This is a genomic window from Pleomorphomonas sp. NRK KF1, from assembly GCF_023721755.1.
In the GTDB taxonomy this organism is placed as follows: domain Bacteria; phylum Pseudomonadota; class Alphaproteobacteria; order Rhizobiales; family Pleomorphomonadaceae; genus Pleomorphomonas.
In genome coordinates this window covers 33,913-60,805 of the sequence record NZ_JAMDLH010000008.1, presented here as the reverse complement: position 1 = coordinate 60,805, position 26,893 = coordinate 33,913, and the positions used below count along the sequence as shown (strand labels likewise).

General features: G+C 67.4%; 31 protein-coding genes. 16 read left to right on the top strand and 15 right to left on the bottom strand.

Features of this window, described 5'->3' with window-relative positions; all coding sequences use genetic code 11:
* Positions 1 to 134: 134 nt before the first annotated feature.
* Positions 135 to 2,411 (bottom strand): bifunctional DNA primase/polymerase, encoded by a 2,277-nt coding sequence (locus M4J39_RS18730; RefSeq protein WP_251730009.1) that lies wholly within the window; start codon positions 2,409 to 2,411, stop codon positions 135 to 137.
* A 2-nt stretch (positions 2,412 to 2,413) separates the two neighbouring features.
* The gene (locus M4J39_RS18725; RefSeq protein ID WP_251730008.1) at positions 2,414 to 2,746 is read right to left on the bottom strand and encodes a DUF6511 domain-containing protein; all 333 of its coding nucleotides are present in this window, start codon (positions 2,744 to 2,746) and stop codon (positions 2,414 to 2,416) included.
* Positions 2,747 to 3,192: 446 nt separating this feature from the next.
* Between M4J39_RS18725 and M4J39_RS18720 the strand changes: the two genes are divergently transcribed.
* Entirely contained in the window at positions 3,193 to 3,480 is a 288-nt protein-coding gene (locus tag M4J39_RS18720; RefSeq protein WP_251730007.1) for a hypothetical protein, read from the top strand.
* 11 nt (positions 3,481 to 3,491) lie between these two features.
* On the opposite strand, the gene M4J39_RS18715 is transcribed toward M4J39_RS18720, so the two are convergent.
* From M4J39_RS18715 to M4J39_RS18700, 4 genes are all read right to left on the bottom strand, one after another.
* The gene (locus M4J39_RS18715; RefSeq protein ID WP_251730006.1) at positions 3,492 to 4,004 is read right to left on the bottom strand and encodes a helix-turn-helix domain-containing protein; all 513 of its coding nucleotides are present in this window, start codon (positions 4,002 to 4,004) and stop codon (positions 3,492 to 3,494) included.
* Positions 4,001 to 4,201, bottom strand: a complete 201-nt coding sequence (locus M4J39_RS18710) for a hypothetical protein (protein WP_251730005.1) — start codon at positions 4,199 to 4,201, stop codon at positions 4,001 to 4,003. Before M4J39_RS18710 ends, M4J39_RS18715 begins: the two co-directional genes overlap by 4 nt.
* A gap of 58 nt (positions 4,202 to 4,259) precedes the next feature.
* Positions 4,260 to 4,700, bottom strand: a complete 441-nt coding sequence (locus M4J39_RS18705; protein ID WP_251730004.1) for a DUF669 domain-containing protein — start codon at positions 4,698 to 4,700, stop codon at positions 4,260 to 4,262.
* 117 nt (positions 4,701 to 4,817) lie between these two features.
* Positions 4,818 to 5,015: a hypothetical protein gene (locus M4J39_RS18700; RefSeq protein WP_251730003.1), complete on the bottom strand. Its 198-nt coding sequence runs from the start codon at positions 5,013 to 5,015 to the stop codon at positions 4,818 to 4,820.
* Between the two features lie 85 nt (positions 5,016 to 5,100).
* Here M4J39_RS18700 and M4J39_RS18695 point away from each other — a divergent pair, with 85 nt between their 5' ends.
* The 7 genes from M4J39_RS18695 (at position 5,101) to M4J39_RS18665 (ending at position 12,437) form a co-directional block, all read left to right on the top strand.
* Positions 5,101 to 5,856 (top strand): S24 family peptidase, encoded by a 756-nt coding sequence (locus M4J39_RS18695; RefSeq protein ID WP_251730002.1) that lies wholly within the window; start codon positions 5,101 to 5,103, stop codon positions 5,854 to 5,856.
* 394 nt (positions 5,857 to 6,250) lie between these two features.
* A complete protein-coding gene (locus M4J39_RS18690) occupies positions 6,251 to 7,327 on the top strand; it encodes a DUF2336 domain-containing protein (RefSeq protein ID WP_251730001.1) in 1,077 nt (358 codons plus the stop codon).
* Between the two features lie 108 nt (positions 7,328 to 7,435).
* Entirely contained in the window at positions 7,436 to 8,209 is a 774-nt protein-coding gene (locus M4J39_RS18685; RefSeq protein WP_251730000.1) for a DeoR/GlpR family DNA-binding transcription regulator, read from the top strand.
* Positions 8,206 to 9,369 (top strand): ABC transporter ATP-binding protein, encoded by a 1,164-nt coding sequence (locus tag M4J39_RS18680; RefSeq protein ID WP_251729999.1) that lies wholly within the window; start codon positions 8,206 to 8,208, stop codon positions 9,367 to 9,369. Before M4J39_RS18685 ends, M4J39_RS18680 begins: the two co-directional genes overlap by 4 nt.
* Entirely contained in the window at positions 9,366 to 10,637 is a 1,272-nt protein-coding gene (locus tag M4J39_RS18675; RefSeq protein ID WP_251729998.1) for an ABC transporter substrate-binding protein, read from the top strand. Before M4J39_RS18680 ends, M4J39_RS18675 begins: the two co-directional genes overlap by 4 nt.
* A 73-nt stretch (positions 10,638 to 10,710) precedes the next feature.
* On the top strand, positions 10,711 to 11,604 hold the full coding sequence (locus M4J39_RS18670) for a carbohydrate ABC transporter permease (RefSeq protein ID WP_251729997.1): 894 nt from the start codon (positions 10,711 to 10,713) through the stop codon (positions 11,602 to 11,604).
* Positions 11,601 to 12,437: a carbohydrate ABC transporter permease gene (locus M4J39_RS18665; RefSeq protein ID WP_251729996.1), complete on the top strand. Its 837-nt coding sequence runs from the start codon at positions 11,601 to 11,603 to the stop codon at positions 12,435 to 12,437. The genes M4J39_RS18670 and M4J39_RS18665 overlap by 4 nt, the downstream gene beginning before the upstream one ends.
* Before the next feature lie 51 nt (positions 12,438 to 12,488).
* Here the strand turns inward: M4J39_RS18665 and M4J39_RS18660 are convergent, their stop codons facing one another.
* The gene (locus tag M4J39_RS18660; RefSeq protein WP_251729995.1) at positions 12,489 to 13,055 is read right to left on the bottom strand and encodes a cytochrome b; all 567 of its coding nucleotides are present in this window, start codon (positions 13,053 to 13,055) and stop codon (positions 12,489 to 12,491) included.
* Between the two features lie 318 nt (positions 13,056 to 13,373).
* Here M4J39_RS18660 and M4J39_RS18655 point away from each other — a divergent pair, with 318 nt between their 5' ends.
* Both M4J39_RS18655 and M4J39_RS18650 read left to right on the top strand, forming a co-directional pair.
* Positions 13,374 to 13,745: a hypothetical protein gene (locus M4J39_RS18655; protein ID WP_251729994.1), complete on the top strand. Its 372-nt coding sequence runs from the start codon at positions 13,374 to 13,376 to the stop codon at positions 13,743 to 13,745.
* A 115-nt stretch (positions 13,746 to 13,860) separates the two neighbouring features.
* Positions 13,861 to 14,589: an SIMPL domain-containing protein gene (locus M4J39_RS18650; protein ID WP_251729993.1), complete on the top strand. Its 729-nt coding sequence runs from the start codon at positions 13,861 to 13,863 to the stop codon at positions 14,587 to 14,589.
* 60 nt (positions 14,590 to 14,649) lie between these two features.
* Here the strand turns inward: M4J39_RS18650 and M4J39_RS18645 are convergent, their stop codons facing one another.
* Entirely contained in the window at positions 14,650 to 15,033 is a 384-nt protein-coding gene (locus M4J39_RS18645; protein WP_251729992.1) for an acyl-CoA thioesterase, read from the bottom strand.
* Positions 15,034 to 15,105: 72 nt separating this feature from the next.
* Complete coding sequence (locus M4J39_RS18640) at positions 15,106 to 15,915, bottom strand: DUF2066 domain-containing protein (RefSeq protein WP_251729991.1); 810 nt, start codon at positions 15,913 to 15,915, stop codon at positions 15,106 to 15,108.
* Positions 15,916 to 16,012: 97 nt separating this feature from the next.
* Here M4J39_RS18640 and M4J39_RS18635 point away from each other — a divergent pair, with 97 nt between their 5' ends.
* Positions 16,013 to 16,651: a CGNR zinc finger domain-containing protein gene (locus tag M4J39_RS18635; RefSeq protein ID WP_251729990.1), complete on the top strand. Its 639-nt coding sequence runs from the start codon at positions 16,013 to 16,015 to the stop codon at positions 16,649 to 16,651.
* Here M4J39_RS18635 and M4J39_RS18630 read toward each other — a convergent pair.
* Positions 16,648 to 16,932, bottom strand: a complete 285-nt coding sequence (locus tag M4J39_RS18630; RefSeq protein WP_251729989.1) for an HlyU family transcriptional regulator — start codon at positions 16,930 to 16,932, stop codon at positions 16,648 to 16,650. The genes M4J39_RS18635 and M4J39_RS18630 overlap by 4 nt on opposite strands.
* Positions 16,933 to 17,098: 166 nt before the next feature.
* On the opposite strand from M4J39_RS18630, the gene M4J39_RS18625 reads away from it, so the two are divergent.
* The 4 genes from M4J39_RS18625 to fhuF all read left to right on the top strand — a co-directional run bounded on the left by M4J39_RS18625 (position 17,099) and on the right by fhuF (position 20,912).
* The gene (locus M4J39_RS18625; protein ID WP_251729988.1) at positions 17,099 to 17,344 is read left to right on the top strand and encodes a CopG family ribbon-helix-helix protein; all 246 of its coding nucleotides are present in this window, start codon (positions 17,099 to 17,101) and stop codon (positions 17,342 to 17,344) included.
* On the top strand, positions 17,341 to 17,631 hold the full coding sequence (locus tag M4J39_RS18620) for a type II toxin-antitoxin system RelE/ParE family toxin (protein ID WP_251729987.1): 291 nt from the start codon (positions 17,341 to 17,343) through the stop codon (positions 17,629 to 17,631). Before M4J39_RS18625 ends, M4J39_RS18620 begins: the two co-directional genes overlap by 4 nt.
* 483 nt (positions 17,632 to 18,114) lie before the next feature.
* Positions 18,115 to 20,187: a TonB-dependent siderophore receptor gene (locus tag M4J39_RS18615; RefSeq protein ID WP_254005018.1), complete on the top strand. Its 2,073-nt coding sequence runs from the start codon at positions 18,115 to 18,117 to the stop codon at positions 20,185 to 20,187.
* On the top strand, positions 20,187 to 20,912 hold the full coding sequence (gene fhuF, locus M4J39_RS18610) for a siderophore-iron reductase FhuF (RefSeq protein WP_251729985.1): 726 nt from the start codon (positions 20,187 to 20,189) through the stop codon (positions 20,910 to 20,912). Before M4J39_RS18615 ends, fhuF begins: the two co-directional genes overlap by 1 nt.
* On the opposite strand, the gene fhuB is transcribed toward fhuF, so the two are convergent.
* The 5 genes from fhuB to M4J39_RS18585 all read right to left on the bottom strand — a co-directional run bounded on the left by fhuB (position 20,913) and on the right by M4J39_RS18585 (position 26,275).
* Positions 20,913 to 22,892 (bottom strand): Fe(3+)-hydroxamate ABC transporter permease FhuB, encoded by a 1,980-nt coding sequence (gene fhuB / locus M4J39_RS18605; RefSeq protein ID WP_251729984.1) that lies wholly within the window; start codon positions 22,890 to 22,892, stop codon positions 20,913 to 20,915.
* Positions 22,889 to 23,770: an iron-siderophore ABC transporter substrate-binding protein gene (locus tag M4J39_RS18600; protein ID WP_251729983.1), complete on the bottom strand. Its 882-nt coding sequence runs from the start codon at positions 23,768 to 23,770 to the stop codon at positions 22,889 to 22,891. Before M4J39_RS18600 ends, fhuB begins: the two co-directional genes overlap by 4 nt.
* Positions 23,771 to 23,781: 11 nt before the next feature.
* On the bottom strand, positions 23,782 to 24,549 hold the full coding sequence (locus tag M4J39_RS18595) for an ATP-binding cassette domain-containing protein (RefSeq protein WP_251729982.1): 768 nt from the start codon (positions 24,547 to 24,549) through the stop codon (positions 23,782 to 23,784).
* A 287-nt stretch (positions 24,550 to 24,836) separates the two neighbouring features.
* Positions 24,837 to 25,481 (bottom strand): DsbA family oxidoreductase, encoded by a 645-nt coding sequence (locus tag M4J39_RS18590; RefSeq protein ID WP_251729981.1) that lies wholly within the window; start codon positions 25,479 to 25,481, stop codon positions 24,837 to 24,839.
* A gap of 68 nt (positions 25,482 to 25,549) precedes the next feature.
* The gene (locus tag M4J39_RS18585) at positions 25,550 to 26,275 is read right to left on the bottom strand and encodes an SDR family oxidoreductase (protein ID WP_251729980.1); all 726 of its coding nucleotides are present in this window, start codon (positions 26,273 to 26,275) and stop codon (positions 25,550 to 25,552) included.
* A 157-nt stretch (positions 26,276 to 26,432) separates the two neighbouring features.
* Here M4J39_RS18585 and M4J39_RS18580 point away from each other — a divergent pair, with 157 nt between their 5' ends.
* Entirely contained in the window at positions 26,433 to 26,810 is a 378-nt protein-coding gene (locus M4J39_RS18580) for a helix-turn-helix domain-containing protein (protein ID WP_251729979.1), read from the top strand.
* The last annotated feature ends 83 nt before the right edge of the window (positions 26,811 to 26,893 follow it).

Genomic DNA, 26,893 nt, shown 5'->3' with positions numbered 1-26,893 from the left:
ACCGCAACGGTGCGTGCACTAATAGAAAAGCAATACTAGATTTACTGCTCTTGCGGGTCTCAGGCCAGCCTGCTTGGTGACGGCTGTAATTTTCGGTCAAGCATGGCGAACATCGGAACACCAGCCCCCTCTCCCTACCCCCTCAAGAAATACAGCGTCTTCCTCGGCCCTCCGCCCTCCGTCGCCACGCTCTCCCTTGTGATCGCGCCCGTATCCTCCAGCGTCTCGATCACTTCCCTCAGGTCCCTTGCCTTCAACCTGTTCTTCATGCGCGCCCTCAGGGTCTCCTGGGAGATCTCGCCGCCTTCCTTGTCGATGATGCGCAGCACCCTGTTCGCCTCCGCCTGGAACTCCGTTTCGGAGATGTAGAGGCGGCCCATGCGGTAGAGGGTGCGGGCGGACCAGAGGGCGACGGCGCGGCCCCATTGCATGTCGTCTTCGGAGATGCGGGGCATCACCGGGTCGCGGCCACCGGCGCGGATGGTGGCCATGCGGACGGCCATTTCGGCGGCGCGGCCGATGAAGTTCTCGGCGTCTCCGTCGCGGTCCTGCCAGGCGAGGATCTCGCGCTGGAAGGCGGTGTAAACCGCCTCGGCGCCCGGCCCCCAGGGGATGACAAAGGGCTCGATCTCCACGTCCGTCTCGTGCAGCTTCGAGGCGACCACCAGCGGATTGCCGCCGCCGAACAGCCGGCGCAGGCTTTCCGACAGCTTCTCGGGCACGACGAGCGGCGGCTCCTTCGGCTCGCGGTCCTCGGTGCGGCTTGCCACGGTGAGCAGGGTGAAGCGGTTGAGGAAGCCGTTGCTGACGTCGCCGCCATCCAGCGCCTCGAAGAAATCCTCCGGCGTCGAGGCGCCGTAGATGGAGAGCGACGGCGCGCGGATGGTCCGAGCCGGCGTCGCCGCCCATTCCGGCGTGGTCATCAGGCCGAAGTTGGTGCCCCACACCGAGCGCATGATCTTGGAGATGCCGCGCTCGAAACCGGAGGCGCGCTTGGCGTTGATGCGCTTCAAGAAGGCGCCGAACTCGTCCATCGGGCAGAGCGACAGCGGCTCGCGCTCGATGAAATGGATGACGGCCGGCATGGAGATGAACTCGTCCGGCCCGATGGTGCGCGCCATCCTGGCGGCGGACAAGAGCCGCTTGATCTGCTGCAGCGCGTGGTCCTTGCCGACGCCGGACGGCGCCAGCGCCAGCATGTAGAGCACGGTGGAGCTGAGCGTCGGCCCGGACCAGAAGCGGCCCATGGCGGTGCCCACCAGCGTCAGCGCCGCCCCCAGCGCCAGCACCCGGTTGGGCCGGCGGGCCGTGGCGCAGATCCAGTCGACGATGTCGCCGACGAGGCCGGGCACGTGGGTCAGTGCGTCGGGAAACTCCACGGCGGCGCGGGCGCGCTTGGCCTCGTGCACCACCTCGCCGGTCGCCTCGTCGACCACCGCGCCGGAGCGCTCCTTGACGAGGCGGCGGGGGCCCTTTCCGGCACGCGACGGCTCCGGGCGAGTATCCCTCGGCGCTTCGCGCGGCAAGGCGCGACCATCCTTCAGGCCGCTGCGGATGGTGGCAAGGCAGGCCGGCAGGCCATCATCGGCGGCAAGGCCGCAATCGGCCGCCGCCGCTGCGAGCAATGACGTCGCCGTCGCTTCGGTCAGCCAGCCGGCGCCCACCATCTGCCCCAGCGCGAAGGCGCTGCGGTTGAGCTGGTTGTTGCGGCCGCCCTTGCCGGCGCCCTTGAGGGCGGCGATCTCCGCCGCGATGGCCGCCTCGGCATAGCGGCCCAGCCGGGCGTCGGCGAGCGGGCGGGCCTCCGACCTCTCGGCGACCTCCGGCCTGGCGGCGGGGGGATCGATCAGCGCGTAGAGCCAATCGGGCGCCAAGGGCGCGGCGACGATCGCCTCGGCCGCCACCGGCTGGTAGGCGCCCTCCCCGTCGGCCCGGAGCGCGCCGGGCGCCACCACATAGCCGCCGTCACCGCGAATGTTGATGCCGCGCCCCTTGAGCGCCCCCTCGCGGTTGCCGTGGGCGCGCCCCTCGGGCTGGCGGAAATAGATGTGCCGACCGCCGCTCGGCGTGTCGACGGCCGGCGCGGCTACGCCCCGGTTCACCTCGCCCCAGGCGGCAAGGCCATCGGCGCCGCCCTCGTGGCGGTCGAGATCGACCACCAGGAGATGCGAGCGCCCCAGGTGGATGGCCGGCATGGCGTCGGGCCAGCGCCGCCACCACGCCTCGATCGACGCGGCGTCGGTGGTGGCGTCGTCACCCCAGCGCACGTTCGGGCAGGGTTTCTTGGCGTCCGGACCCGCCCCACGCACCGGGAAAACGAAAAAACCCGCCCGCGCCAGCTCGAGCGCCAGCGCCCGGTTCGGGGCCGGCGGCAGGGCGGAAATGGCGAAGGGCGCGGTCAGCGGGGCCATGGTCAGGCAGGCTCCACCAGCCGCCGGATCTCCTCGACGAAATGCGTCTGAAACGTTTTGAGAAAAGCCTCGTACTCTTCACACGTCAGGCAGGCGAAGTCGGTCTTGCCAATGGTGTCGAGAAACTGTCCGGCCCGCTGCGCCGCCAGCGCGAAGGCCTTTCGTTCGACGACGTCGAAATCGCGCATGCGCGCCGCCCGTCGGGCTCGCTCCGGTCCGCAATCGTTGCAGACCCAGACGGCCGGCATCCGACCGTCGATCGCGTAGCCGACGCCGTCGGCCCGCCGGCCGCAGATGCCGCAGGTGGCGTAGTGGTGCAAGGCAGGCCCTCTCATGTCGGCACGTCCCGGAGGTCGCGCCACATTCTCGACCAAAAATTGTGCTTCCATTTCTGGAACAAATAAGACAATATTAACTGGTCAGCGAGAACCCGGCGTTTTGCCGGCTTTTCGATGGTTGTCCCCACCATCGCGCCCAACGCATAGCCGAAAGGAGGACGACCTCTGATTGTACGACCGACCGCAAAACGAAGGGTCCGCCTCGAACTCGACGGGCGTTGTCCCATACCACTCGCTTTCCGGACCGACGCCTGGCTCCGCAGTGACGGCAGCCTGATCGTCGAAGGCAAGACCAGCGTCGAAGAGGATTTGACGCTGATGATCGGCGCCCGCGGGCGCATTGACATCAACCACGAGGGCGTCAGGCTCGGCGTGAGAATCGCGGCAACAGACCCCGACCACGGCATCGTTCGCTTCCTCGTCCAACCAAGGGAAATCTTGTGATGGACAGCTTTCAAACCCGGCTGGTCTCCGACGACGTTCAGGCCGTCACGCCGCGGCAAGCGATCGAGCTCGTCCGGAACCTGGCGGAGGCCAGTTTCGGACCGATCGGCGTCGTGAACTTCGAATTCATCCCGCTGCCCGACAGCGCCCGCGACGCGGCCAACTGGGACCTGACCTTCCGCTCCGCGCCGGCCGATCCGGAGCTTCTGAGCTATCCGCGCCGGCTCGCCATCCAGCGCGCCATCGATGAGGTGCGCGCCGCCTACCCGGTGATCCGCTGGCCCTGAGGCGAGACCGATCACGTCCGCTCGCCGATCAGCGCCAGCACCAGGCGCTTGCTGTCCTCGCCCATGGCGTAGCCCTGGCCCCAGATGGTGTCGATCCGCACCTGGTATTTCCGAAGCTTGCCCCGGATCTTGCAGACGAACACGTCGACGATCTTCGGCTCCGCCTCCGGCGCCACCACGGCGTGGAGGTGCGGCCGGGTGCAGGCGCGCGCCCGCATCAGGCATTGAAGCAGTCGGCTCTCGGCCGGGGTGAGGCCGAAGGTCGCCTTGCAACTGGCGAGGAAATCCGGCCGCTCGTCGAGGCGGATCGGTTTCGTCGTCGGCTTGCGTGAGCGAGAGCCGGCCGGCCAGTCGGCCTGCGGCATGTCCACGATCACCCCATCCTCCAGCGCCTGCCGCACGATGCCGTGGGCGCTGTCGTAGGGGATCTTGAAGGTGCGGCTCAGCGCGCCGATCGGCACGCCCTCGTCGGCGAGGCGGACGATGGAGTTGCCCACGAAGGTGCCGCGCAGCGGATGGGTCATGGCTGCTTCCTCTCGGCCAGGGCCGCATCGGCCAGATCCAGCGCCTCGTCGATGGTGAAGGCGCCGAGGCGATGGCCGTCGTGCGACACGGTGAAACGGGTGGTGAGTTCCAGAAGGCAATAGGGCCGGATAGCTTCCAGCACCCTGGCGGCAACCAGAAGGGCCTTCCTGTCATCGGGCATCGGGGTATCGGTCATCGTCACGCCTCCGTGCGATGTTGGGGGGAATGGGGATGTCGGGAAGTCCCGGGGAAGGTCAGGAATCCCAGGGGCGCCGGCCGGTGGCCGTGGGCCTCGGCGGCGGCTTTGTCACCACCAGGGGGCGATAGTCCTTGATGACGTTGCGATCGCCATAGCCGTCGCTGCCCGGCCGGATGTCCACGCGGATGACGACGGGGATGCCGTGCAGCTCGTCGCTGTCGGCGATGCCGGAAAGGCCGGCGGCGGCGCAGAGGCGCGCCAGCATCTCCTGGGCGATGCGCTGCGCGGTGGCGTGGGCGTTGACGATGTTGAGCCGCTCGACGATCCGGCGACCTCGGACGTCGCCGGCCATCACCTCGAACACCAGCTTCAGCATCTCGCCGCTGCCCGACGCGGTGGGCACCACGGCGCTCTCCACCACCTTGGCCTGATAGTCCCCCTTGGGGAGGAGGCCCGGCGCGGCGTCGGCGGGCGGTTGGCGTGTGCGCGGTGTCATTGTCCTGTCCTTGCCGATCGGCGCGCGGAATATGGGGGAGGCATCGCCGGAAAGGTCAGCCTCCCCCGCCCCACGACGAGCCTGTCGGCCGTCGAATTCTGATGTGATGCGGCCCGTTCAGCCGGGCCGGTCGGCGTCCCGCGCGAGAGCCGCCTCGACGCGCTCCATGGTCTTGAGCGTCATCGACCGGCCGGCCCTGAGGCGCGCCACGAACTTGCCGTCGTTGACGACGTAACGGCCAAAGGTGCTCTCCGCGATGCCGTGCGCCGCGCAATGGCGCTCAATGCGGAGGAGAAGATCGGTTATCGGGTTCATGCGTAAATTGTAATGGTCAAAATCCCATCGTGTCAATGGGCATAAACCCGTTGACGGGACGGTAAACAATGGGCATAATCCCACTATGGAACAGACATGGAAATCACGCCTCGATCTTCTGATGCGCCAGAAGGGCTTCAACATGAAGTCGCTGTCGCTCAGGGCCGAGCTGGGCGAAACCTACGTGCGCGATATCCTGAAGCGCGGGCGCGAGCCCGGCGTCGAGAAGATGCGCGCGCTGGCCGAGGTGCTTGGCGTCCGCCTCAACGAGATCATGAGCGAGCCCTACACCGTCACCCCCGAAGGCGGCGAGGACCGGGGCTTCCGCGAGGCCGACGCGCCCGAGCACGTTCCCTTCGACGAGGACAGCGGCAACGGCTGGACCGAGGGCTGGCAGGCCCGCCTGCCCGGCGGCTCGGCCGAGGTCGACGCGCGGGCCGGCGCCGGCGACGGCTCCTCCGGCCAGGTGCTGACGCTGCGCTCGGGCGGCATCCAGTCCGGTCACCTCGTCACCGGCGAATGGGTGGTGCCGCGCGCCCATCTCGGCACCAACCCGGCCCGCGTCATCTTCATTCCCGTCATCGGCACGTCGATGCAGCCCATCCTCAACCCGTCCGACGTCGTCGCCGTCGACACCACGGTAAGCGACATCAAGGACGCCGAGATCTACGTCATCGACGAGGGCGACGGCCCCTCGGTGAAGCGCCTGCGCCTCAACCACGACGACAACCCGCGCACCGTCGACATCATCTCCGAAAACGCCGCCGTGCCGCCCAAACGCCGCCCGGCCGAACTGGTGCGCGTCATCGGGCTGGTGATCGGCAAGTGGTCGCGGATGTAGGGCGCCCCATAGACACCGCCCGCCCCATCCGGCCAATCATTCTGTCCTCCTCTGCGCAGGCAGAGGATCTCAGGCAGAAAGAGGCGCAGATCCGGCTATCAGACTCCCCGACGGCCTCGTTCAGCTCAAGCCAGACGCGTGTCAGGCAAATGCGTAAGTTTTGAATTTTCCCCGAAAGACTTTCGTAACGCTGATTTGCAGGATCGGTGGTGTTCAACCACACGTTAATCCCAGACGCCCAGGTTTACCCTATTGGTATTTGCGTAGTTGGCATTCGTCGAAGCTGAAACCTCGCCCTCCCGAGGCAGCGGCGCCGTTCGGATGCCGGAGCAGTCGCCCGCCGACCATATCGGGTCGCATGGCCGGCGAGTGCTCCCCGAAAGGGCGACAGGACATGATGTTCGACAGATTGATTGCTCTCAGCCAGGGGAAGTCGCGCGAGAAGCGCCGCGATCTCCTTGTCCTGATCTCCGAGTTGTTCACCGACGGCGCGGAAACCCACACCGACGCCGAAACCCGGCTGTTCGGCGACATTCTCTGCCGCCTTGTCGATCAGGTGTCTGTCGATGTGCGCGCCCAGTTTTCCGAGCGGATGGCGCCGCTTTCCTGCACGCCGCACGCGGTGGCGCTGCGCCTTGCCCAGGATGAAGAGCTTTCCGTGTCCGGCGTCATGCTGGAGCAGTCGGACGTCCTCACCGATTCCGACCTCTGCGAGATCGCCGGCGCTCTCTCGCAGGGCCATCTTCTGGCGATCACCCGCCGCAGGGACCTCAGCGAAACGGTGACCGAGGTGCTGGCCGATCGTGGCAACGCCGAAGTGCTCGAAGGCGTCACCCGGAACGAGACGGCCCGCTTTTCCGACTTCGGCCTGAAGCGGCTGGCAACGCGCGGCCTCGATCACCCCACGGTCTTGCGGGCGCTGTGCAAGCGGGCCGACATGCCGGCCGAGCGGCTGGCCCGGGCCATCGCCGCCTTCGACGCCGAGGCGCGCGGCAAGCTCGAGAACCTCGTGGCCCTGTCGCCCGACTTCGCGGCGCTGCTGGTGACCGAGGCGGCCGACATCGCCCGCCGGCAGAAGCAGGAACTCGAACAGGAAATCACCGCCCTCGTGCGCCGGATCGGCCAGCGGCTCAGCACGCTCGACGAGGCCATCGACGTCTTCGCCAGGGACGACCGGCTGGACGCGGTGGCCGAACTGCTCGTCCAGGTGAGCGGCCTTGAGGAATCGCACATCGCCAACGTGCTCAACCACGACAACGGCTATGGCATCGCCGTCGTCTGCCGCAGCCTTGGCATCGGCGACAAGGCATACGTGAAGCTGTCCGAGCTGCGCGCCAGCCACCTGACGCCGGCGGCGGTGGATATCGACGCCTGGATCGCCAACTACGCCGAAATCGACCGGCAGGCGGCCGACCGCGCCCTCTACTTCCACCGCATGCGCATGGCTGTGCTGAAGGCCGAGAAGAAGTAGGCGGGCAAAAGCGCCCCAAGTTTCATATGAATGTCATTGTGCCTTCAATGCAGCGTCACGGAGGCCCGATAGCGTTCCTCATGTTCATTTGAGCATGACGGGACGCACATGAACCTGAGCGAGCGGCAGAACGGCATCCTGGTTGAAGTCCGCCAGAGGGGCTTCGTGAGCATCGAAACGCTCGCGGCCAGCTATGGCGTGACGACGCAGACCATCCGCCGCGACGTCAACGCGCTCTGCGGCGAGAACCTGCTGCGCCGCCGCCACGGCGGGGTCGAAACGGTCAACGCCAGCGGCAACCTCGCCTATCAGGCCCGCCAGATCATCAACGTCCACGCCAAGCGCGCCATCGGCCGCGCCGTCGCCGCCCTCATTCCCGACCGCGCCTCGCTGCTGATCGGCATCGGCACCACGCCCGAGCAGGTGGCCGTGGCGCTGGCCGGCCACGAGGAACTCACCGTCGTCACCAACAATCTCAACGTCGCCGACGCGCTGGCGATCACCGGATCGAGCCGCGTCATCCTGCCGGGCGGCACGCTGCGCCTGCCCGACCGCGACCTTCTCGGCCCCGACGGCGACCGCCTGTTCCGCGCCTACCGGGCGGATTTCGCCATCTTCGGCGTCGGCGGCATCGACCACGACGGCGCCCTGCTCGACTTCAGCCCCGAGGAAGTCTCGGCCCGCCGCGCCATGCGCGAGGGCTGCCGCCGGTCGATCCTGGTCGCCGACCTCTCCAAGATCGGCCGCGCCGCGCCCTGCCGGGGCGGCGAACTGAGCGAAATGGACACCGTGGTCTTCGATCGGCCGCCGCCGGAGCCGATCGTCCGCCTGATCGGCGAGGCCGGCGCCGAGCTGATCGTCGCCGAGGAAGTGTCGCAATGAGCAAGCCCCCCTTCATCCGCCTCGACGGCGTGTCGAAAAGCTGGGGCGGCAACCGGGGCGTCGAGCGCGTCGACCTCGCCATAGACGAAGGCGAGTTCGTGGTGCTGCTCGGCCCGTCCGGCTGCGGCAAGTCCACCACCTTGCGCATGATCGCCGGCCTCGAAACGCCGGACACCGGCCGCGTCGTCATCGCCGGTCGCGACATGACGGCCGAACCGCCCGCCGCGCGCGGCCTGTCCATGGTGTTCCAGTCCTATGCGCTGTTCCCCCACCTGACGGTGGCCGACAACATCACCTTCGGCCTGTCGGTGCGCCGCGTGCCGCGCCGCGAGCGGCAGGACGCGCTCGCCAAGGCGGTGTCGCTCACCGGTCTGACCGGTCTCGAGGGACGCAAGCCCGCCGCCCTGTCCGGCGGCCAGCGCCAGCGCGTCGCTCTGGCCCGCGCCATCGTCGCCGGCCATCCGATCTGCCTGATGGATGAGCCGCTCTCCAACCTCGACGCCAAGCTGCGCCACGCCGTGCGCCAGGAAATCCGCGCCTTGCAGCGCGAGCTCGGCATGACCGTGGTCTACGTGACGCACGACCAGACCGAAGCCATGGGCATGGCCGACCGCGTCGTGCTGATGAACGGCGGCCGCGTCGAGCAGGCGGACACGCCGGACGCGCTCTACCTTCACCCCGACACCGCCTTCGTCGCCACCTTCCTCGGCAGCCCGCCAATGGTGCTGATGCCGGCGGAAAGCGTGCCCGAGCGCCTGCTGCCGCCGGGCACACCGCGCGACGACCTTGCCGGCCTCGACATCGGCATCCGCCCGGAAGCCATCTCGCTGGCCGAGCCGGCGCCCCACCGCCACCGGGCGACCGTGCGCGACGCCGAGTTCCTGGGCGCCGAAACCCTCGTCTACCTCACCACCGGAACCGGCGAGGCGATCGCCCGCCTGCCGGGCCGCCTGACGATCCGTGCCGGCGAGCCGGTCGGCATCGACTGGGCGCCCGGCGCCGCCACACTGTTCGAACGTGCCACCGGCAAGCGCCTGTCGCTGCCGCCCCGCGAGCATCGCCATGCCGAGGCGGGGGCTTCGCATGGTGGGAGCGCCCCTCCGAGAGCGATGGGCGCGACAGGTCATCCTCCCCATTTTCAGACGGAGACACTTCCATGATTTCGCTCAACAGGCGCGCCCTGCTCGCCGCGATGCTGGCCACCGGCGTGGCTTTCCCCGCCGCCGCCAAGGACGTTTCGCTGACCATGTATTACCCCGTCTCGGTCGGCGGGCCGCTGACCAAGGTCATCGACGGCATGATCGACGGCTTTGAGACCGAGCATCCCGGCATCAAGGTCGAGGCCGTCTACGCCGGCAACTACGACGACACGCGCGTTCGCGCCCTGTCGGCCATCAAGAGCGGCCAGCCGGCGCAGCTGTCGGTGCTGTTCTCCATCGACGCCTACGACCTGATGGAACAGGACCTGATCGTTCCCTTCGACGACGTGGCGAAGACCGACGCCGACAAGGAATGGCTGAAGAGCTTCTACCCGGCGCTGATGGCCAACGGCCAGATCGAGGGCAAGACCTGGGGCATCCCGTTCCAGCGTTCGACCATCGTCATGTACTACAACAAGGACATGTTCCGTGAGGCCGGCCTCGACCCCGAGAAGCCGCCGAAGACCTGGGACGAACTGGTGACCGACGCCAAGGCGCTCGCCAAGGACGGCCGCTACGGCATCATGGTGCCGTCGACCGGCTACCCCTACTGGATGCTGCAGTGCTTCGCCATTCAGAACGGCAAGGAGCTGATGAACAAGGACGGCACGGAGGTCTATTTCGACGATCCCGCCGTAGTCGACGGCCTCGATTTCTGGCGCTCGCTGACCACCGAGCACAAGGTGTCGCCGGACGGTCTCGTCGAGTGGGGCACGCTGCGCCAGGCCTTCGTGCAGGGCCAGACCGCCATGATGTGGCACACCACCGGCAACCTGACCGCCGTCAAGAACGAGGCCAAGTTCGACTTCGGCGTCGCCGAGCTGCCGGCCCACAAGCAGCCCGGCTCGCCCACCGGCGGCGGCAACTTCTATCTGTTCAAGAACGCCAGCGACGACGAGCGGGCGGCCGCGCTCGACCTCATCAAGTACATGACGGCGCCCGAGCGCGCCGCCGAATGGTCGGTCGCCACCGGCTATGTCGGCACCAGCCCGGCCGCCTACGACACACCGGCGCTGAAGACCTATGGCGAGGGCTTCCCGCAGGCGCTGGTCGCCCGCGACCAGCTGAAGGTGGCCATCGCCGAGTTCTCCACCTGGCAGACCGCCCAGGTGCGCGAGGCGCTCAACAACGCGGTCCAGGCGGCGCTGACCGGCACCAAGACGCCGGAAGAAGCACTGAAGGATGCCCAGGCGACCGCCGACCGGCTGCTGAAGCCCTACAAGAACTGATCGCCCAAAGCCGGCGGGGTGCGGCGCAATCCGCCCCGCCGGAGTTTTTGTATGTCGCGAACCAAGGCGTACCATGGAACAGCTTGCCACCTACCACCGGCGCCGGCAGGCCCTTTACGGCTGGTTGCTGGTTTCCCCGGCGCTCATCCTGCTGACGCTGTTCGCCCTCTCGCCGACCGTCGCCACCTTCTGGGCCAGCCTCCACTCGCGCGGCACCATCCGCCGCCCCTCGGCGTTCAGCGGCTGGGACAACTACGCCGATCTCATCGCCGACCCGAGCTTTGCGACGGTGGTCGGCAACAACCTTCTCTATGCCGGCGTCACCATTCCCGCCTCCATCGTCATCGCCTTGGCCATGGCGCTGTGGGCCAACGCCAAGATCCCCCTGCGCGGCGTGGTGCGCGGCGCCTTCTTCACGCCGACCATGCTGCCGATGATCGCGGCGGCCAACATCTGGCTGTTCTTCTACACGCCCGGCCTCGGGGTGATCGACGCCGTCACCGGCCTGTTCGGCCTGCCGCCCGTCAACTGGCTCGGCCAGCCGCAGACGGCGCTGTGGGCGGTGATCGTCGTCACGGTGTGGAAGGAAGCCGGCTTCTTCATGATCTTCTATCTGGCGGCGCTGCAGACCATTCCGCCCGACCTCAGGGAAGCGGCGGCCGTGGAGGGCGCCGGGCGGATCACCTATACGCGCCGGGTGCTGCTGCCGCTATTGATGCCGACCACCGCCTTCATCTTCATCAACGCGCTGATCAACTCGGTGAAGCTGATCGACCACCTGTTCATCCTCACCAAGGGCGGCCCGAACAACGCCTCCAAGCTGGTGCTCTACTGGGTGTGGGAAATGGCCTTCGCCTACTTCGACGCCCCGCGCGCCGCGGCGATGACCGTTCTGGTGCTGCTGGTGCTCGGGCTGATCGCCGTGTTCCAGTTCCGCGTTCTCGACCGGCGGATCCACTACCGATGACCGCATCCCTCCCCCGGCGGCGCGCCTTGCCACGTGCCGGCGAAGCCTTCGACACCATCGGCGCCTGGCTGCTGGCGCTCCTGTGGGTGGCGCCGCTCATGTTCGCCATCTGGGCGTCGCTGCGCCCCTCCGGCGCGGCGCTCGGCTTCGGCGACACCGGCTTCACGCTCGACAACTACCGCAACGCCTGGAACGCCGCTCCCTGGCTTACCTATTTCGCCAACACGCTGATGCTGGTGAGCTTCACGTTGGTCGGTCAGTTCGTCCTGTGCACGCTGGCCGGCTATGCCTTCGCCCGCTTCGCCTTCCCCGGCCGCGACGTGCTGTTCGTCGTCATCCTGATGCAGCTGTTCATCCTGCCGGAGGTGCTGATCGTCGAGAACTACGCCATGATCGCCCGCCTCTCGCTGTTCGACAGCATCGCCGGCATGGGCCTGCCCTATATCGCCAGCGCCTTCGGCATCTTCCTGCTGCGGCAGGCCTTCAAGTCGGTGCCGGTCGAGCTGGAGGAAGCGGCGCGCATCGATGGCTGCGGCTGGCTCGGGGTGTTGTGGCGGGTCTATGTGCCGGCGGCCCGTCCGGTCTATCTCGCCTATGCCCTGGTCTCGGTGGCGACCCACTGGAACAACTTCCTGTGGCCGCTGATCGTCACCAACTCGCCGGACCGGCGCCCGCTCACCGTGGGATTGTCGCTGTTCGGCGCCCCCGAGAGCGGTGTCGACATTGCCATCGTCAGCGCCGCCACCGTCATGGTCATCGCCCCGCTGCTGATCGCCTTCCTGATCTTCCAGCGTCAGTTCATCCAGGGCTTCCTGCGCGCCGGCATCAAGTAGGCCTAAAATGGTGGTGGGGCGTGGCGGCCTGCCACGCCCCACGTCGGCTTGTCAGGCGCTCCGACCCGGCATCATCGACCGCAGCGCCGAGTCCTTGTCGAGGAAGTGGTGCTTGAGCGCGAACAGCAGGTGGCCGAGCACCGTCAGGCCCAGCGCCCACGACAGGAACCAGTGGGCGGTCACCAGATAGGGCGTCAGCTCCGGGTTCTTCGGTCCGAGACCGGGAATGGTGAACAGGCCGGCGACCGGAATGGCATAACCGGCCGACGAACTGTTGGCCCAGCCCGACACGGGAACGGCGATCATAAGGAAATACAGCGCCGCATGACCGAGATGGGTCATGTGCTTCATGATGTCGGGCATGTCGACCAGCGCCGGCGGGCGGTGGTAGGCGCGCCAGATGAGGCGGCCGACGATCAGGAACAGCGTCGTGGTGGCGATCGACTTGTGAAGGGTGATCGCCCAGATCTTCTGCGCGGTCTCGGCGTCACTCACCCCGTAGTGCAGCACGGCGCCGCCATAGTAGCCGACGAACCAGGCGACCACGATGATCGCCGCCATCAGCCAGTGAAAGAGCTTGGCGACCGGGCTGTATTCCCGCGCCTCTGAGTTCTGCATTGCCAATCCGTCCTATGCAAGAGCGCCTCCCTGTTCGAAAACGCAAACGGTAACCCGCCCGTCGTCCGCCCCGGCCCCGCCGGCGGCTACGCCACGACACAGGTCTTCGCCCCTCAACTGCGTTTCACACTCAACTTTATGAGGGACCGGGCAGGCCGCATTGATCCTTGTCAATTTTATCTAGATCGAACGTCGCACAAACCCCACACGGCGACGGAGGACACGGACACCGCGCGAGCAGGAAAACGGTCTTTTGCCCATTATCGGCGAACGAGCCATTCCAGCCCATCGACACGCCAGCGGCAAGGACGCCACCTCATGCTCAACACCGACGCCATCTGGGCCAACCGCCTCGCCGCCTATCCCGACCGCCTCGACGGCCCCCACCTTGCCGGCCGGACGGCGGAGGTGCCCGCCCATGTGGAGCTGATCGGCCGGGCCGGAGTGCTCATCGGCGGCATCGACTGCATCGTCACCCTGGAGCATGACGGCGACGACTGGGAGATCGCGGCCATCGCCTACCGCTCGGAGTTCGGCGGCCCCGGCCATGACTTCGACGTGGCGCGCCTCAGGAACCGCGAACCGGACGGCACGCTGGCCGACCTCGCCGAACGCGAGATCCTCCGCCTGATCGACGGCGAGTACAACGCGCTGGCCGACGCCGCCACGGCCGAGGCGCGGATGGCCTGATCGATCGGCGCTACGACCTCCGGTCGTTCACCCACCCCACGAATCCGCCTCATTGCCGGGCGAAGGTCGCCGTCGATCGGGGCTGGCCCCGAAAGAAGAGACGGAGAGACTGACGATGATCGCCTTTTCCCGCCCGCTGCTGGTCGCCACCGGCCTCGCGCTGCTGCCCGCCGCCGCCTTCGCCGCCGAGCCGGCAACCGCGACGCTGACGCTCACCGCCGACGGCGTCGTCAGCGCCACGCCGGACACCGCCATCGTGTCGCTCGGCGTGGTCAAGGAGGCCGACACCGCCGACGAGGCGCTCTCGGCCAACAACAAGGCGATGCAGGAAACGCTCTCCGCCCTCAAGGAAGCCGGCGTCGCCGACAAGGATATCGCCACCTCCTCGTTCACCATCGATCCGGTGATGGTCTACCCGCCGCAGAAGGACGACGGCTCGCAGGATGCGCCGAAGATCACCGGCTACCGCGTCTCCAACGCCGTCACCGTCAAGCTGCGCGACATCGCCAAGGCCGGCGGCCTGCTCGACAAGGTGATCCGCGTCGGCGCCAACGACGTGCGCGGCGTCAGCTTCACCGTCGACGACCAGGACAGCCTGATGGACGAGGCGCGCGTCGAGGCGATGAAGACGCTGGAAACCCGCGCCGAACTCTACGCCAGGACGGGCGGCTTCACGCTGAAGCGCATCCTGTCGATCTCCGAGGGCGGCGAGAACACGCCGCCGATGCCGATGATGATGGCCAAGGCCGCACCTCAGGCCGAAGCCGTTCCCTTCATGGCCGGCGAGCAGGACATCCGCGCCACCGTTCACATGACGTGGGAAATCGAGCCGGCCGCGAAATAAGCAGGCATCTTCGGTTCGTTGCAGCTGGCGGCGGGTCTTCCGAGATCCGCCGTTTTGCCGTCAGGCCACCGGATCGACCGGCCGGGAGCGGCCGTTCTCGTCGATCGCCACATAGGTGAACTCGCCCTCGGTCACCTTCTCGTGCTGGTCGGTGATGAAGCGGCGCACCCAGACCTCGATGCGGATGTGCATGGAGCTACGGCCGACGCGGACGATGTCGGTGTAGACGCAGAGGATGTCGCCCACCTTCACCGGCCTGTGGAACACCATGGCGTTGACTGCCACCGTCACCACCCGGCCGCCGCAGCGCTGCACCGCCGCCATGCCGCCGGCCGAGTCCATCTGGCTCATCAGCCAGCCGCCGAAGATGTCGCCGTTGGCATTGGTGTCGGCCGGCATGGCGATGGTGCGGATGGTGAGTTCGCCGTGCGGCTCGTCCGACATGATTTGCGACCCGATTTTGTTAGCGCGTGAAGCGGTTCTAAGCCAAACCACCTACGCCGCGCAACAACCGGCTCACTGCGGCTCGCCGCTCCCCGACAGAAGCCGCGCCGCGCCCCGGAGCGCCACGCGGAAGGCGTCGTCGAAGCTGACGCCGCGCACCTGCCAGCGGTGAACCGCCCCGCCCGCCTCCAACGCCCAGTCGGCCACCCAGCCGTGGTCGGCGTCGCTCCAGACGAGCCGTCCTGCAAGCGGCAGGTCGCCGCCGGCCGCCTCGGCCGCTTGCTTCAGCGCCGATGACGCGGGATCGAGATGGGCGGGATCGAGGTTGAGCGCCGCCGTCTCCGGCGGGAACACCACATCGAGGGCGATCAGGTCGGAGGCGTTGCCGAACGACTGGCGCATGGCGAGGTCGCGCTCGTTATTGGCGGCGACCGTGTAGCGGGCGGCCGGCTTCTCGACATCGAGAAAGACGGCGAGCACCGGCCGGCGCATCAGCCACGGCTTGCCGCCGAGATCGGCGATCAGCCGGTCGAGCGGGCCGGCCTTGAAGCGGCAGGTGAGGTTGTGCGGCCGGTCGTAGGTGCCCTGCTCGTCGTGGATCGGCCGGCCTTCGAGGCGGTCGCGGTAGGAGTAGGCCGCGACATAGTCGGCCCCTCTAGCCATCGCCGCCTTGGCCTCGGGCTTGGCCGCCAGCGCGGCGTCGCCGGTGACGCGCGTCAGCACCCGTTCGAGGCAGATGCCGAAACCGGTCAGGCGGTTGGCCTCGCCCTGCCCGCTCACCACCACTTGAGCGGTGTAGATGTCGCTGGGCTCGAAGGCGGCGGCCGGGCCGGCCAGCGCCAGCAGCGTGACGACGGCCGGAAACAACGGGATGCGTCGCATGGTTTCCCTCGACAAGTTTGGGTGCAACACTGGCGAAGAGACGATAAGGGGGTTAAGTAACCCCATAAAAGGTTACAGGATGTCACGGAAACGATCAATGGACGACGCGGCCTACTATTCGGAACTGGGGCGGCTCAGGATGCTGGGCGGAGACGCGGCGCTCGACTTCGCCAACACCCGCCACTGGCGCGACGGCCGGGAGATCGACTTCCTGACCGGCTACAGGGCGCTGGTCGACTGGGCCATCGTCGCCGGCCTGCTGGCGGAGAGCGAAGGCGACCGCCTCAGGGAGGGCGAAGGGCTCATGCCGTTGCAGGCGGCCGACGTCTTCTCGGCCGCCATCCGCCTGCGCGACAGGTGGAAGATCCATCTCGGCGAGGCGACGCGCGCGTTGACCCCCGCCCGTCGGCCGCCCGAGGTATTGCGCCATATGGTGACCACGGCGCTCGGCCCGCCGGATCTCGCCATCGCCGGCTTGCCGGCCGACACGCTCACCGGGGCGGACATGGCGCTGCCGCTCGCCCGGGCGGCGCTCGCCATCGGCGCCTTCCTGGCCCTGCCGCATGCCGGCACGCTGCGCATGTGCGAAGCCGATCCCTGCGGCGGCGTCTTCCTCGACACCAGCCGGTCGCAGAAGCGCCGCTGGTGCGCCATGGACTCCTGCGGCAACCGCGTCAAGGCACAGCGCCATCGCCTGCGCATGAAGGCGGAGGCGGTGGAGCCGGCGAAGGGTTAATTGAAGACGGACTTGCCGAGCTGATCGACGATCAGCCGGCCCTTCTCGAAGGCCATTTCCTTGGCCTGGTCGGCGTCGGAGAACTTGTCGGCGCGGATGAAGCGGTGCTCGCGGGTGACCCCGTTCTCCTCCAGGCTGACGACGCCGCAGAGCTGCCACTGTCCGCCGTCCTTGAATGGCGTCGCGGCGATCTTGAAGCCCTTGTAGTCCTGCGTCTCGGCCGGCGTTTCCGCCGCCGGCGCGCTGCCACCGAGGCCGAACAGTTTCTTCAGGAACGACATGGGCTTCCTCCGTTTCGTGGGTTCCCCCAGCAATAAGGCCGCGAGGGGATGAGGGCAAGGCGGAGGGGCGGCTCCAGACGGCCGACAACCAGGTCCATCGTTGACGAACCGGATGGATGCGCGAATAATCGAGACAAACCATGTTGAACCACACAGGTTGCAAGCCATGACCGCGTTCACCGTCCGCCTCGATGACGAGAAGACTCGCAAGCTTGATCAGTTGGCAAGCAAGCTCGACCGGTCGCGCTCCTACCTGGCCGCCCAGGCCATAGACGACTTTCTGGCCCGTGAGGAATGGCAGATCGCCGAGATCGAAGCCGGTTTGGCGGAAGCCGATCAGGGTGAGTTTGCGACGGCCGACGACCTTTCCGCTGTCGTCGCCAAATACGTGGGATCCGACAGCAAGACATGAGCCGCGAGATCCGTTGGACGAAGCGAGCGGTTCGGCGCCTCGACCAGATTGGAGCGCATATCACCGCCGATGATCCCGCCGCCGCAGCCCGCGTGGTCGCGCGGATCATCACCGGGGTGGAACGTCTGGCAGACCATCCAGCCATCGGCCGGGTGGGACGCATCAGAGAGACGCGCGAACTGGTCTTTGCCGATATCCCCTATATCGTGCCCTATCGGGTCCAGACTTCGTCAATCGAAGTCCTGACGGTGATGCACACGGCGCGAAAATGGCCGGAGACTCTGTAACCCTTCCATCCCGCCCCTGAACACCGCGAGAGGCGCCCGAACGCGCACCGATAGAAGAGATCACCCTCGCCGCCGCTCAGGGGCCAAGAAACGGCAATATTCCTCAGGCGGCGAGACGCTGACCCAGATGAGAAGCGGTCACACATAATTCAATCGCCGAATCTCCCGGATCTGATACTTGAGAAATGCGCAAGAAATCTCGCGAGAATCCACTCGTAATTTGAATTATTCTAAATTTACATTTGTGGACAGATCCGATACCCAAGTTAAAACACTTCCAAAGTCGCGCTTTCGCGTTGACTGGCTTTCTCCGCCCCCTCTAAGTTGAGTCATAGACTCATATTAACTGCGCATCCGCAAGCGGATGTTTGGAACTTGAAGGGGGGCTCCGTGCACCGAGCCATTGCAAATCACTCGTCCCGGTCGGCCGGCGCCGCCCGTGGCGCCGTTCTGTTCTCCGGAACGAGCCTCGTCGTCATCGCCATGCTCCAGGCGACGCCGGCCCTCGCCCAGTCCGCCGACAATCCGTCGGCCGTCAGCCTCGAACCGATCGTCGTCGAGACCGGAACGGGCGACAACCCGGCGACGTCGATCGTCTCCGCCACGTCGCAAAGCGCCACCAAGAGCGACACGCCGATCCTGAGGAGCTCCAACTCCGTCTCCGTCGTCACGGAGAAGGAGATCGAGACGCGCGCCGCCCAATCGGTGCAGGCAGCCGTGTCCTATACCTCTGGCGTGTCGGTCGACGAGTTCGGCTCGGACGACCGCTACGACTACTACCGCATCCGGGGCTTCGATCAGACCTCGCTCGGCACCTATCGCGATGGCCTGCCCGCCCGCATTCCCGCCTGGTTCACCGCCGCTCGGCTGGAGCCTTACGGGCTTGAGCGGGTCGAGGTGCTGAAGGGCTCGACGTCGACGCTGTTCGGTTTGAACGGCCCCGGCGGCCTGATCAACGCAGTGACCAAGAAGCCGACCACGACGCCCTTCGGCGAGGTCTACACCACGCTCGGCACCGACAACCACTTCGAGACCGGCCTCGACATCGGCGGTCCCTTGTCGCCCGACAGCCCCTGGGCCTATCGCATCACCATGAAGGGCCAGAAGTCAGACGGCCGAAGCTACGACTATTCCAAGGACGACCGCCTCTATGTCGCGCCGGCCCTGACCTACAGCCCGGATGCCGCCACCAGCCTGACGCTTCTCACCAACTACTCCCGGCGCAACGGCTCGCCGGCCCGCGGCATTCCCCACGGCGTGACGGGCTTCGACATCGACACCTTCCTGGGCGAGCCCGACTTCAACAAGTTCGACACCACCCAGGCGGACGCCGGCTACGAGTTCATGCACCGCTTCGACAACGGCGTCACCTTCCGCCAGAACGCCCGCTACTCGCACGTCGGCCTCGATTACCGGGAGGTCTACGGCGCCACCACCGACCCCACCGCCGACCGCACCTCCTTCGCCGTCGACGGCAGCTCCAACCGCTTCGCCATCGACAACCAGCTGCAATACGACCACGACATCGGCGGCGCCCGGAACAAGCTGCTGCTCGGCACCGACTTCACTTATGACAACACCCGCGAGGACATCGTCTCCGGCACCGTCGGCCCGATCGACATCTTCAACCCCGTCTATTGCGGCCTCTCCTGCATCACCACCGCCCCTTACGTGAACTGGCGCGTCAAGCAGAGCGCCCTCGGCGTCTATGCCCAGGACGAGCTGACCCTGTTCGACCGGCTGACGCTGACCGGCGGCCTCCGCTACGACTACGTCGACAGCACCGCCGACTATGTCGACAGCGGCACCAGCGACCACGGCACGGAAAACGCCCTCACCAAGCGGCTCGGCGCCAGCTACCTGCTGACGCCGGGGCTCTCCGCCTATGCCAACTATTCGGAGTCCTTCCAGCCGCTGGTGGCGCCCACCGCCAACGGCTATGCCGTCGACGGATCGCTGAAGGCCCAGGAAGGCACGCAATACGAGGTCGGCCTGAAGTTCCAGCCGGAGGACTTCAAGGGCCTGTTCACGCTGGCCTTCTTCGATCTCACCCAGACCAACGTACCCTCGTGGAACGACGCCCACACGGTGCAGAGGCAGATCGGCGAAGTGCGGGTGCGCGGCGTCGAGCTGGAAGGCAAGTTCGAGGTCTTCGACCGCCTCAACGCCACGCTCGCCTACTCCTACTGGGATGGCGAGATCACCAGCGACGGAAGCAGCGGCCTCATCGGCAACACGCCCGAGCGCGTGCCCAGCCACCTTGCCTCCGTGTGGCTCGACTACACGATCCCCGGCAACGGCACCTTCGGCGACCTGACGCTGGGCGCCGGCGCGCGCTATGTCGGCTCGACCTGGGGCGACGCCGAGAACACCGTCAAGGTTCCCTCCCACATCGTCTTCGACGCCATGGCCGCCTACAAGATGACGGAAAACGTCACCCTCCAGGTCAACGCCACCAACATCTTCGACGAAGAGTACGTCTCCACTACCTACTACGGCACCGACTACTACGGCGACGGTCGCGCCATTTTCGGCAAGCTGAAATACAGCTGGTAATGACTGGAGAGTTGGACGATCTGCTGGCCCGCGCCGAACCGGCGCTGGCCGGCTACCTCACGGGCAAGCTGCGCCTCGCCGCCCCGCCGGGCGGCGGGGTGGTCGCCTGCCGCGACCTGTTCACCGCCGAAGGCTTCGACGGCGCGCTCGCTCCGCTTCTCGACCGCTACCCCGAGAGCGACCGGCGTGCGGTGGCGTCGCTGTGGTCGCTCTACTATTTTTCAACGCTCGCCATCGCCCCAGTCGTCCTGTGGCGGCGGCTCGGCCTCGTGCTGCCGCTGGCGCTCGGCGATCTCAGGATGATCGCCACGCCCGACACGGGGTTGCCGGACGCATTCGTGCTGCCACATCGCGGACACGTCGCGCATGGCCTCAAGGCCAGTGACGCCCTGGGGACGATGATCGAGGATCACCTCCGCCCGGCCATCGCCTTCCTGAGCGGTCACTGCCGGCTGTCGCCGCGCCTTCTCTGGTGCAACGCCGCCGGCTACATCGACTGGATCGCCAGGGAACTCGACCCCGGCAGCGACGATGCGGCAGGCCTTCAGCTGTTCGGCAAATACAAGCTCGCCGACGGCATGGACAACCCGCTGCACGGCTCGATCAAGCGCATTTCGGTCGGTGATAGCGTGCAATCGCAGCGCAAGGTCTGCTGCCTGCGCTACATGCTGCCGGGCATCGGCGGCTGCGGCGAAACCTGCCCGCTGCCGCAAGGACGGGGCTGATTACCCACGCCTTATCAAGGCCAGCAGCAGCGGCGTGCCGATCAGCGCCGCCACCAGGCCGGCCGGCATCTCGTAGGGGAAGGCGAGGTTGCGGCCGGCCCAGTCGGCCAGCACCAGGATGCCGGCTCCTGCCAGCGCCCCGCCGACGATCTGCGAACCGGCCCGCTTGAGCCCCAGCTCGCGGGCGATATGCGGCCCCATCAGCCCGGCGAAGCTGAGGGGACCTGCCGCCAGCGTCGCCGCGCCGGAGAGGATGCCGGCCACCAGGAACAGCAGCAGGCGGGAGCGGCCGAGGTCGATGCCGACGCCGGACGCCGTCTCGGTTCCGAGCGGCAGGATGTCGAGCCAGCGCCGCATGGCGAGAGCGGCGACGGCCAGGACGAGGCCGCTCACGAGAACCGTCAGCGACAGCGTGAGATCGGCCGAATAGGTCGAGCCGCTCATCCAGCGCAACAGGATCATCGCCCGGGGATCGCCGTTGACGGCGATGACGCCGCAGATCGCGTCGACCAGCGCGCTCAGCGCCACGCCGGCCATCAGAAGGCGCTCTGGCTCGAAGCGCTTTCCGAAGCCCAGCGTGAAGATGGCGGCAAGCACGGCGAGCGAACCCAGCGATGCCGCCAGAAGCTGGAGCGGCAGCGTCGGCACGGCGGCGACGAACAGCAGCACGGTGACGCCGACGGTCGCCCCGGCGCTGATGCCCAGCACTTCCGGGCTGGCGAGTTCGTTGCCGGTCAGCCGTTGCAGGATGACGCCGGCCACCGCCAGCATGGCCCCGGCCGACAGCGCGGCGACGACGCGCGGCAGGCGCAGCGCCAGGATGTCGTCGAGCACGGGAAGCGGCGGCAGGCTCCAGCCGCCGGTGAGCGGCGCCCTGCCGACGAACAGCGCCAGGGTCAGCAGCAGGAGGAAGCCGAGGGCGAGGACCACCCAGCGCCCCCTGCCCCAGCGCTCGACGCTCGCCGCCATCCTCTGCGGACGGGCGGCCGGCAGCGGTCGGTGACGCGCCTTCAGCCCGCCGAGCAGCGCCAGAAGAAGCGGCGCGCCGATGACGGCGGTGACGGCGCCCGTCGGCACGAAGTCCTTCATGCCGCCGGCCATCCACTGCACCAGCCCGTCGGTGGCGGACAGAAGCCCGGCGCCGAACACGCCCGACCAGAGCAGGATCGCCGCCGGACGCCGCGCGCCGGTGAGGCGGGCGATGGCCGGCGCGACGAGGCCGATGAAGCCGATCACGCCCACCGTGCTGGTCACCAGCGCCGCCAGCACCACGGCGATGGCGACGGCCATGAAGCGCAGGCGCGGCACGCGGGCGCCCAGCGACGACGCCGTCACGTCGCCCGCTTCCAGAAGCGCCAGCGGCCGCAGCATCAGCCCGGCGAGCACGGCGGCGACCAGGAGCTTCGGGGCGAGCGACAGCACCGGCTGCCAGCTCTGTTGCGACAGAGACCCGGCGCCCCAGATGAACAGGCCCGCCAGATAGCGGTCGTTCATCAGGATCAGGATGGCGGCAAGCGCGCCGCACCAAAGCGACACGATGAGGCCGGCGAGGATCAGCACGAAGGGCGAGAAGTCGCGCCTTGCGCCGAGGCGCAGCACCACGGCCGCCGCAATGCCGCTGCCGGCCAGCGCCACCACGTCGCGCCCGAGCCCCATCAGGGCGGGCGCGTACAGCATGGCGACGACCAGCGCCAGATTGGCGCCCGCCGACACGCCGAGCGTGGCGGGCGAGGCCAGCGGGTTTTTCAGGACGAACTGGAACAGCGCGCCGGAGAGCCCCAGCGCGGCCCCGGCGAGCAGCGCCACCGCCAGCCTGGGCAAGGCCGAGTTCATCAGAAGGAGACTGTCGACCGGCCCGGACGCGGCGAGAAGCGGCGCCATCGTGAGCCAGGCGAGCCATCCGGCCAGCGCCAGCAGAAGGGCGGCGAAGGGCGCCGGATGCCTGGATGGGAACGGCGGGAGAGAAACCGAAACGCTCATGTCACCCGCCTTGCATACTCGGCCATCTGGCCGGCGAAGCGCATCGCCTCGTTGACCATGCCGAACATCAGCGTGATCGGCAGAACGGCGAAGCGTCTCTCCCGCACGAAGGAGAGGCTCGACCAGATGGGGCTGTCGCTCAGCGTCGGCAGCGCCTCGCGCGGCAGGGGTTCGAGCGCGATCAGATGCGCGCCGGGCGCGTCGATCTCGGTCAGCCGTTCGATGCCGATGGTGTCGAAGCCCCAGTATTGCCCGGCGCGAGGCCAGGCGTTGCGCATGCCGATGCGGCCGAGCGTGTCGTCGAACAGGCCGGGCGCCGTGTAGATGCGAGCGTGCCGCGCGTCGAGAAAGCTGATCACCGCCACTGGCGGCGCGCCGGCTGCCCGCACCGCCGCGCGGCACGTATCGAAATGCCGGTCGGCGCGTTCGAGAAAGGCTTCGGCCTCGGCGCGCCGTCCCAAATGGTCGCCGAGAAGCCGCGTTGCCGCCTCGGCCTTCGGCAGCACCGGCCCGCCGCTGGCGTCGTAGACGGAGAGCCTGAGGACGGGCGCGATCGTCTCCAGCATCGGCGTCAGGCTGTCGAGATAGGGCGTCGACAGGATCAGCGTCGGCGCCAGCGCCGTCAGCGCCTCCCGGTTGACCATCAGCGCGTCGCCGACGTCGGCCACCCCCGGCGGCAGCGGCGGCTCGACCACCCACTTGCCCCAGTCGGCGACCCCGGCGATGCCGACCGGCGCCAGCCCCAGCGACAGAAGCGTCGAGGAGAGGCCGTAGTCGAGGCTGACGATCCTCGGCGCTTTGGCGCCGGCATGGGTGGGCAGCGCCCAGAGGCTCGCGCCGGCCGCCGCCAGCAGGCTCCGTCGTGAAAGAGATCGCATGCCCAGCCTCATCAACCGACGTAAGCCAGCGGCATGTCGAGCTCGGGGTGGCGGGTGATGCCCATGTTCACCCCGTAGATCTCCCTGAGCAGCGCCCTGTTCATGATGGTGTCCGACGCGGCGTCGATCAGCAGCCGGCCGCCCTTCAGCGCCAGGATGCGGTCGCAGAAGCGGGCGGCCATGTTGACGTCGTGCAGCACCACGATCACCCCGAGGCCGCTGTCGTGGGCGAGCGCCCGGACCAGCGTCAGCACCTCCACCTGATGGGCGATGTCGAGGGCCGACGTCGGCTCGTCGAGCAGCAGGAAGCGGCTGTTCTGCGCCACCAGCATGGCCAGCCAGACGCGCTGGCGCTCGCCGCCCGACATGGTGCCGACGATCCGGCCAGAGAGCCCGTCGACATGCGTCCGCGCCATGGCCTCCTCGACCGCCCGGGCGTCCTCCTCGCTGAACCGGCCGAGGGCGCCGTGCCAGGGGTAGCGGCCGCAGGCGACCAGCTCGCGCACCGTCATCTGTCCGGTGTCGCCGCTGTGCTGCGGCAGATAGGCGACCTCCTTGGCGAAGGCGCGCGGATCGATGGCGGCGACCGGCCTGCCGCCATAGGTCACCGATCCCCCGGAAGGGGCGATCTGGCGGGCCAGCACCTTGACCAGCGTCGACTTGCCCGAGCCGTTGTGGCCGATCAGGCCGATCATCTCGCCCGGCGCGAAGGCGGCGGAGATATCCTGAAGAAGTGGGGTGCCCGCGATGGCGACGTCGAGGTTGGAGACGGAGAACACGCGCTTATCCCTTGACCACCGGCCGGCAACGCACCGGCCGCGGCCCGGCACGGCGGGCCACCCCCTCGCCAATCTCAAAGATGATAGGGTGAGTCAAGTTTATTTGCACCGCGGCGCAAACATCAGAATGATCCTAAATTTGCAACTGCACCAACGACCGTGGCGATACGAGAAGACGCAGGAAGTGAGCCGGTCGGAGACGAGCCCGACGCCCGCCACGGGCATGCGCGGCATCTCCGGACGCTTGCCCAAACGACCAACAGGCGGCCTGCTTGATCCGGGTTTTGTCAGGCCGAGGTGGCGACACCAACAGCTTCACGGATGGCCGATACTATCTCGTCCTCGCCGCGTCCTCCGTTGATGGCGATGCGTCCGCCGAAGACGAAGTGAGGAACCGACCTGACCCCGGCCGCCATCGCCCGGGCCGCCTCTTGCTCGACACGCCTGTGTTGCTCGGGGTCAAGCGCGATTGCACGAGCTTCCTGGCGTTCGAACCCATGGGCCACGGCAATGTCCGCGAGGACATCGGCGTCCGAGATGGTCTTGGCTTCCAGGAAATGCGCATGGGTGATCGCGACGGTGAGCCGATGCTGCGTACCTCGTTCCCGCGCCGCAAGGACCAACCCGTGCGCGGCCTGCGTCCTGTAGGTCCAGGGTTGGCGGCTCAGGTCAAGATCAAGGCCGGACGCCCGTGCCTCCGCCTCAGGCCGGGCGAACGACGCCTTCGGATCGGTCACGCCATAGCGCGAGCGGAGAAGATCGGGAATGTAGAGGCCTTCCGCCGGCGCATCGGGAAGCAGAAGGACCGGATGTTGACGGATATCCGCCTCAAGCTCGGGGAAGCGCTCCGCCAAGACCTTGTCGAGGCGGTGATGGCCGATGATGCACCAGGGACAGGTGATCTCGGTATAGAGATCGATTTGCAGCGGCATGTCATCTTTCCGGTCGTTGAGCGTGCAGCTCCGGGGGTATTCCGTGCGCACGCTCATCGGAGTTGGGTTCAGGACTGCGGCGGCTTGGGCAGGATCACCTCGACCCGGTCCCGCTTGATGACGAGGTTCCGGATCTCCTCCGCAATGGTGTCGGGATCGATCACCTGAAGCCTCGGATCGAGTGGCGCACCGCCGGCTGTCGCAGCGCGCATTCCGGTCGAGCGGTCGATCATCGCGCCGATGCTCACAGATCCGGCGAACACGCCTTTTTGGGCCACTTCGGCATTCAGCGTGAGGATATAGTTGCGCGCCGCCGTCATCGCAGGGCCAACGCCGCTGAGGCCGGGCACGATGTGAATGGCCGTGAGGCCGGTGACGAGGATAATCGCGCCGTCACCACGAGCCAGCATGCCCGGCAGCAGCGCATGCGACAGCTCGATCGGCGCATAGGTATAGATCGGCGTCATCGACTTGAGCGTGGCGCTGTCGAGGTCCACCGCCGAAACGAAGCCGAGGTTGGAGGGTACGGGCGAATAGACCGCAACGTCGATCGTGCCGAAGCGTGCTTCGATCGAACGAACGAGCGCGGGGATGCCCGCCAGATCCGTGAGATCCGCGGGGAACGCGGCCGCTTCGATACCTTCCTCGTCCAGTTCGGCCGCTCGTTTCTCCAGCGGCTCGGCAGACCGCGCGACGAGCGCGACGCGGTAGCCTTCGCGACCGAAACGCCGTGCAAGAGAAGCTCCAAGTCCGGTGCCCGCGCCGAATATTGCGATCGTTTTCTTGGTGGTCATGAGAGATCCTTTTCGCTGCCATCTGTTTGCGCTCACAGCCTGAGCAGTTGGCCGGCTCGCCTGCGGGCGGCCTTTACTCCGACGTGAGCCCGGTAGTAACTTCCTGTTACTGGCGCTATTAAAGTGACCACCATCTCCTCCGCAAGAAGGCACACCCATGACACTTGGTGACACCGATTTTCCTACCCCCGGCGAGGGCGACGACTGTCGGATGGTTCGGGAGATCCTCGATCTCGTCGGCGACAAGTGGACCCTGTACATCATCGCGACGCTCAGAAGCGGACCGGTTCGGTTCAATGAACTGCGGCGCCAGATCGACGGCATTTCACAACGAATGCTGACGATCAACCTGCGGGGGCTGGAACGTGACGGCTTGGTGAAGAGGACAATGTTTCCCACCATTCCGCCGCGCGTGGACTATGAGTTGACGGAGCTTGGACGGACCCTTCTTGCGCCAGTGATGGCTCTCGTGACCTGGGCGAGCAGCAATCAGGAGAATATCCGGGGTGCTCGTGCCCGGTTTGATTCAAACTGAAGGGTGTGGGGGGGAAGTCGAACCGGTGTCTGGCGATGGCGCGAGTGACCGCACCGCGCGACGAAATCACCCAGCCGGCACAG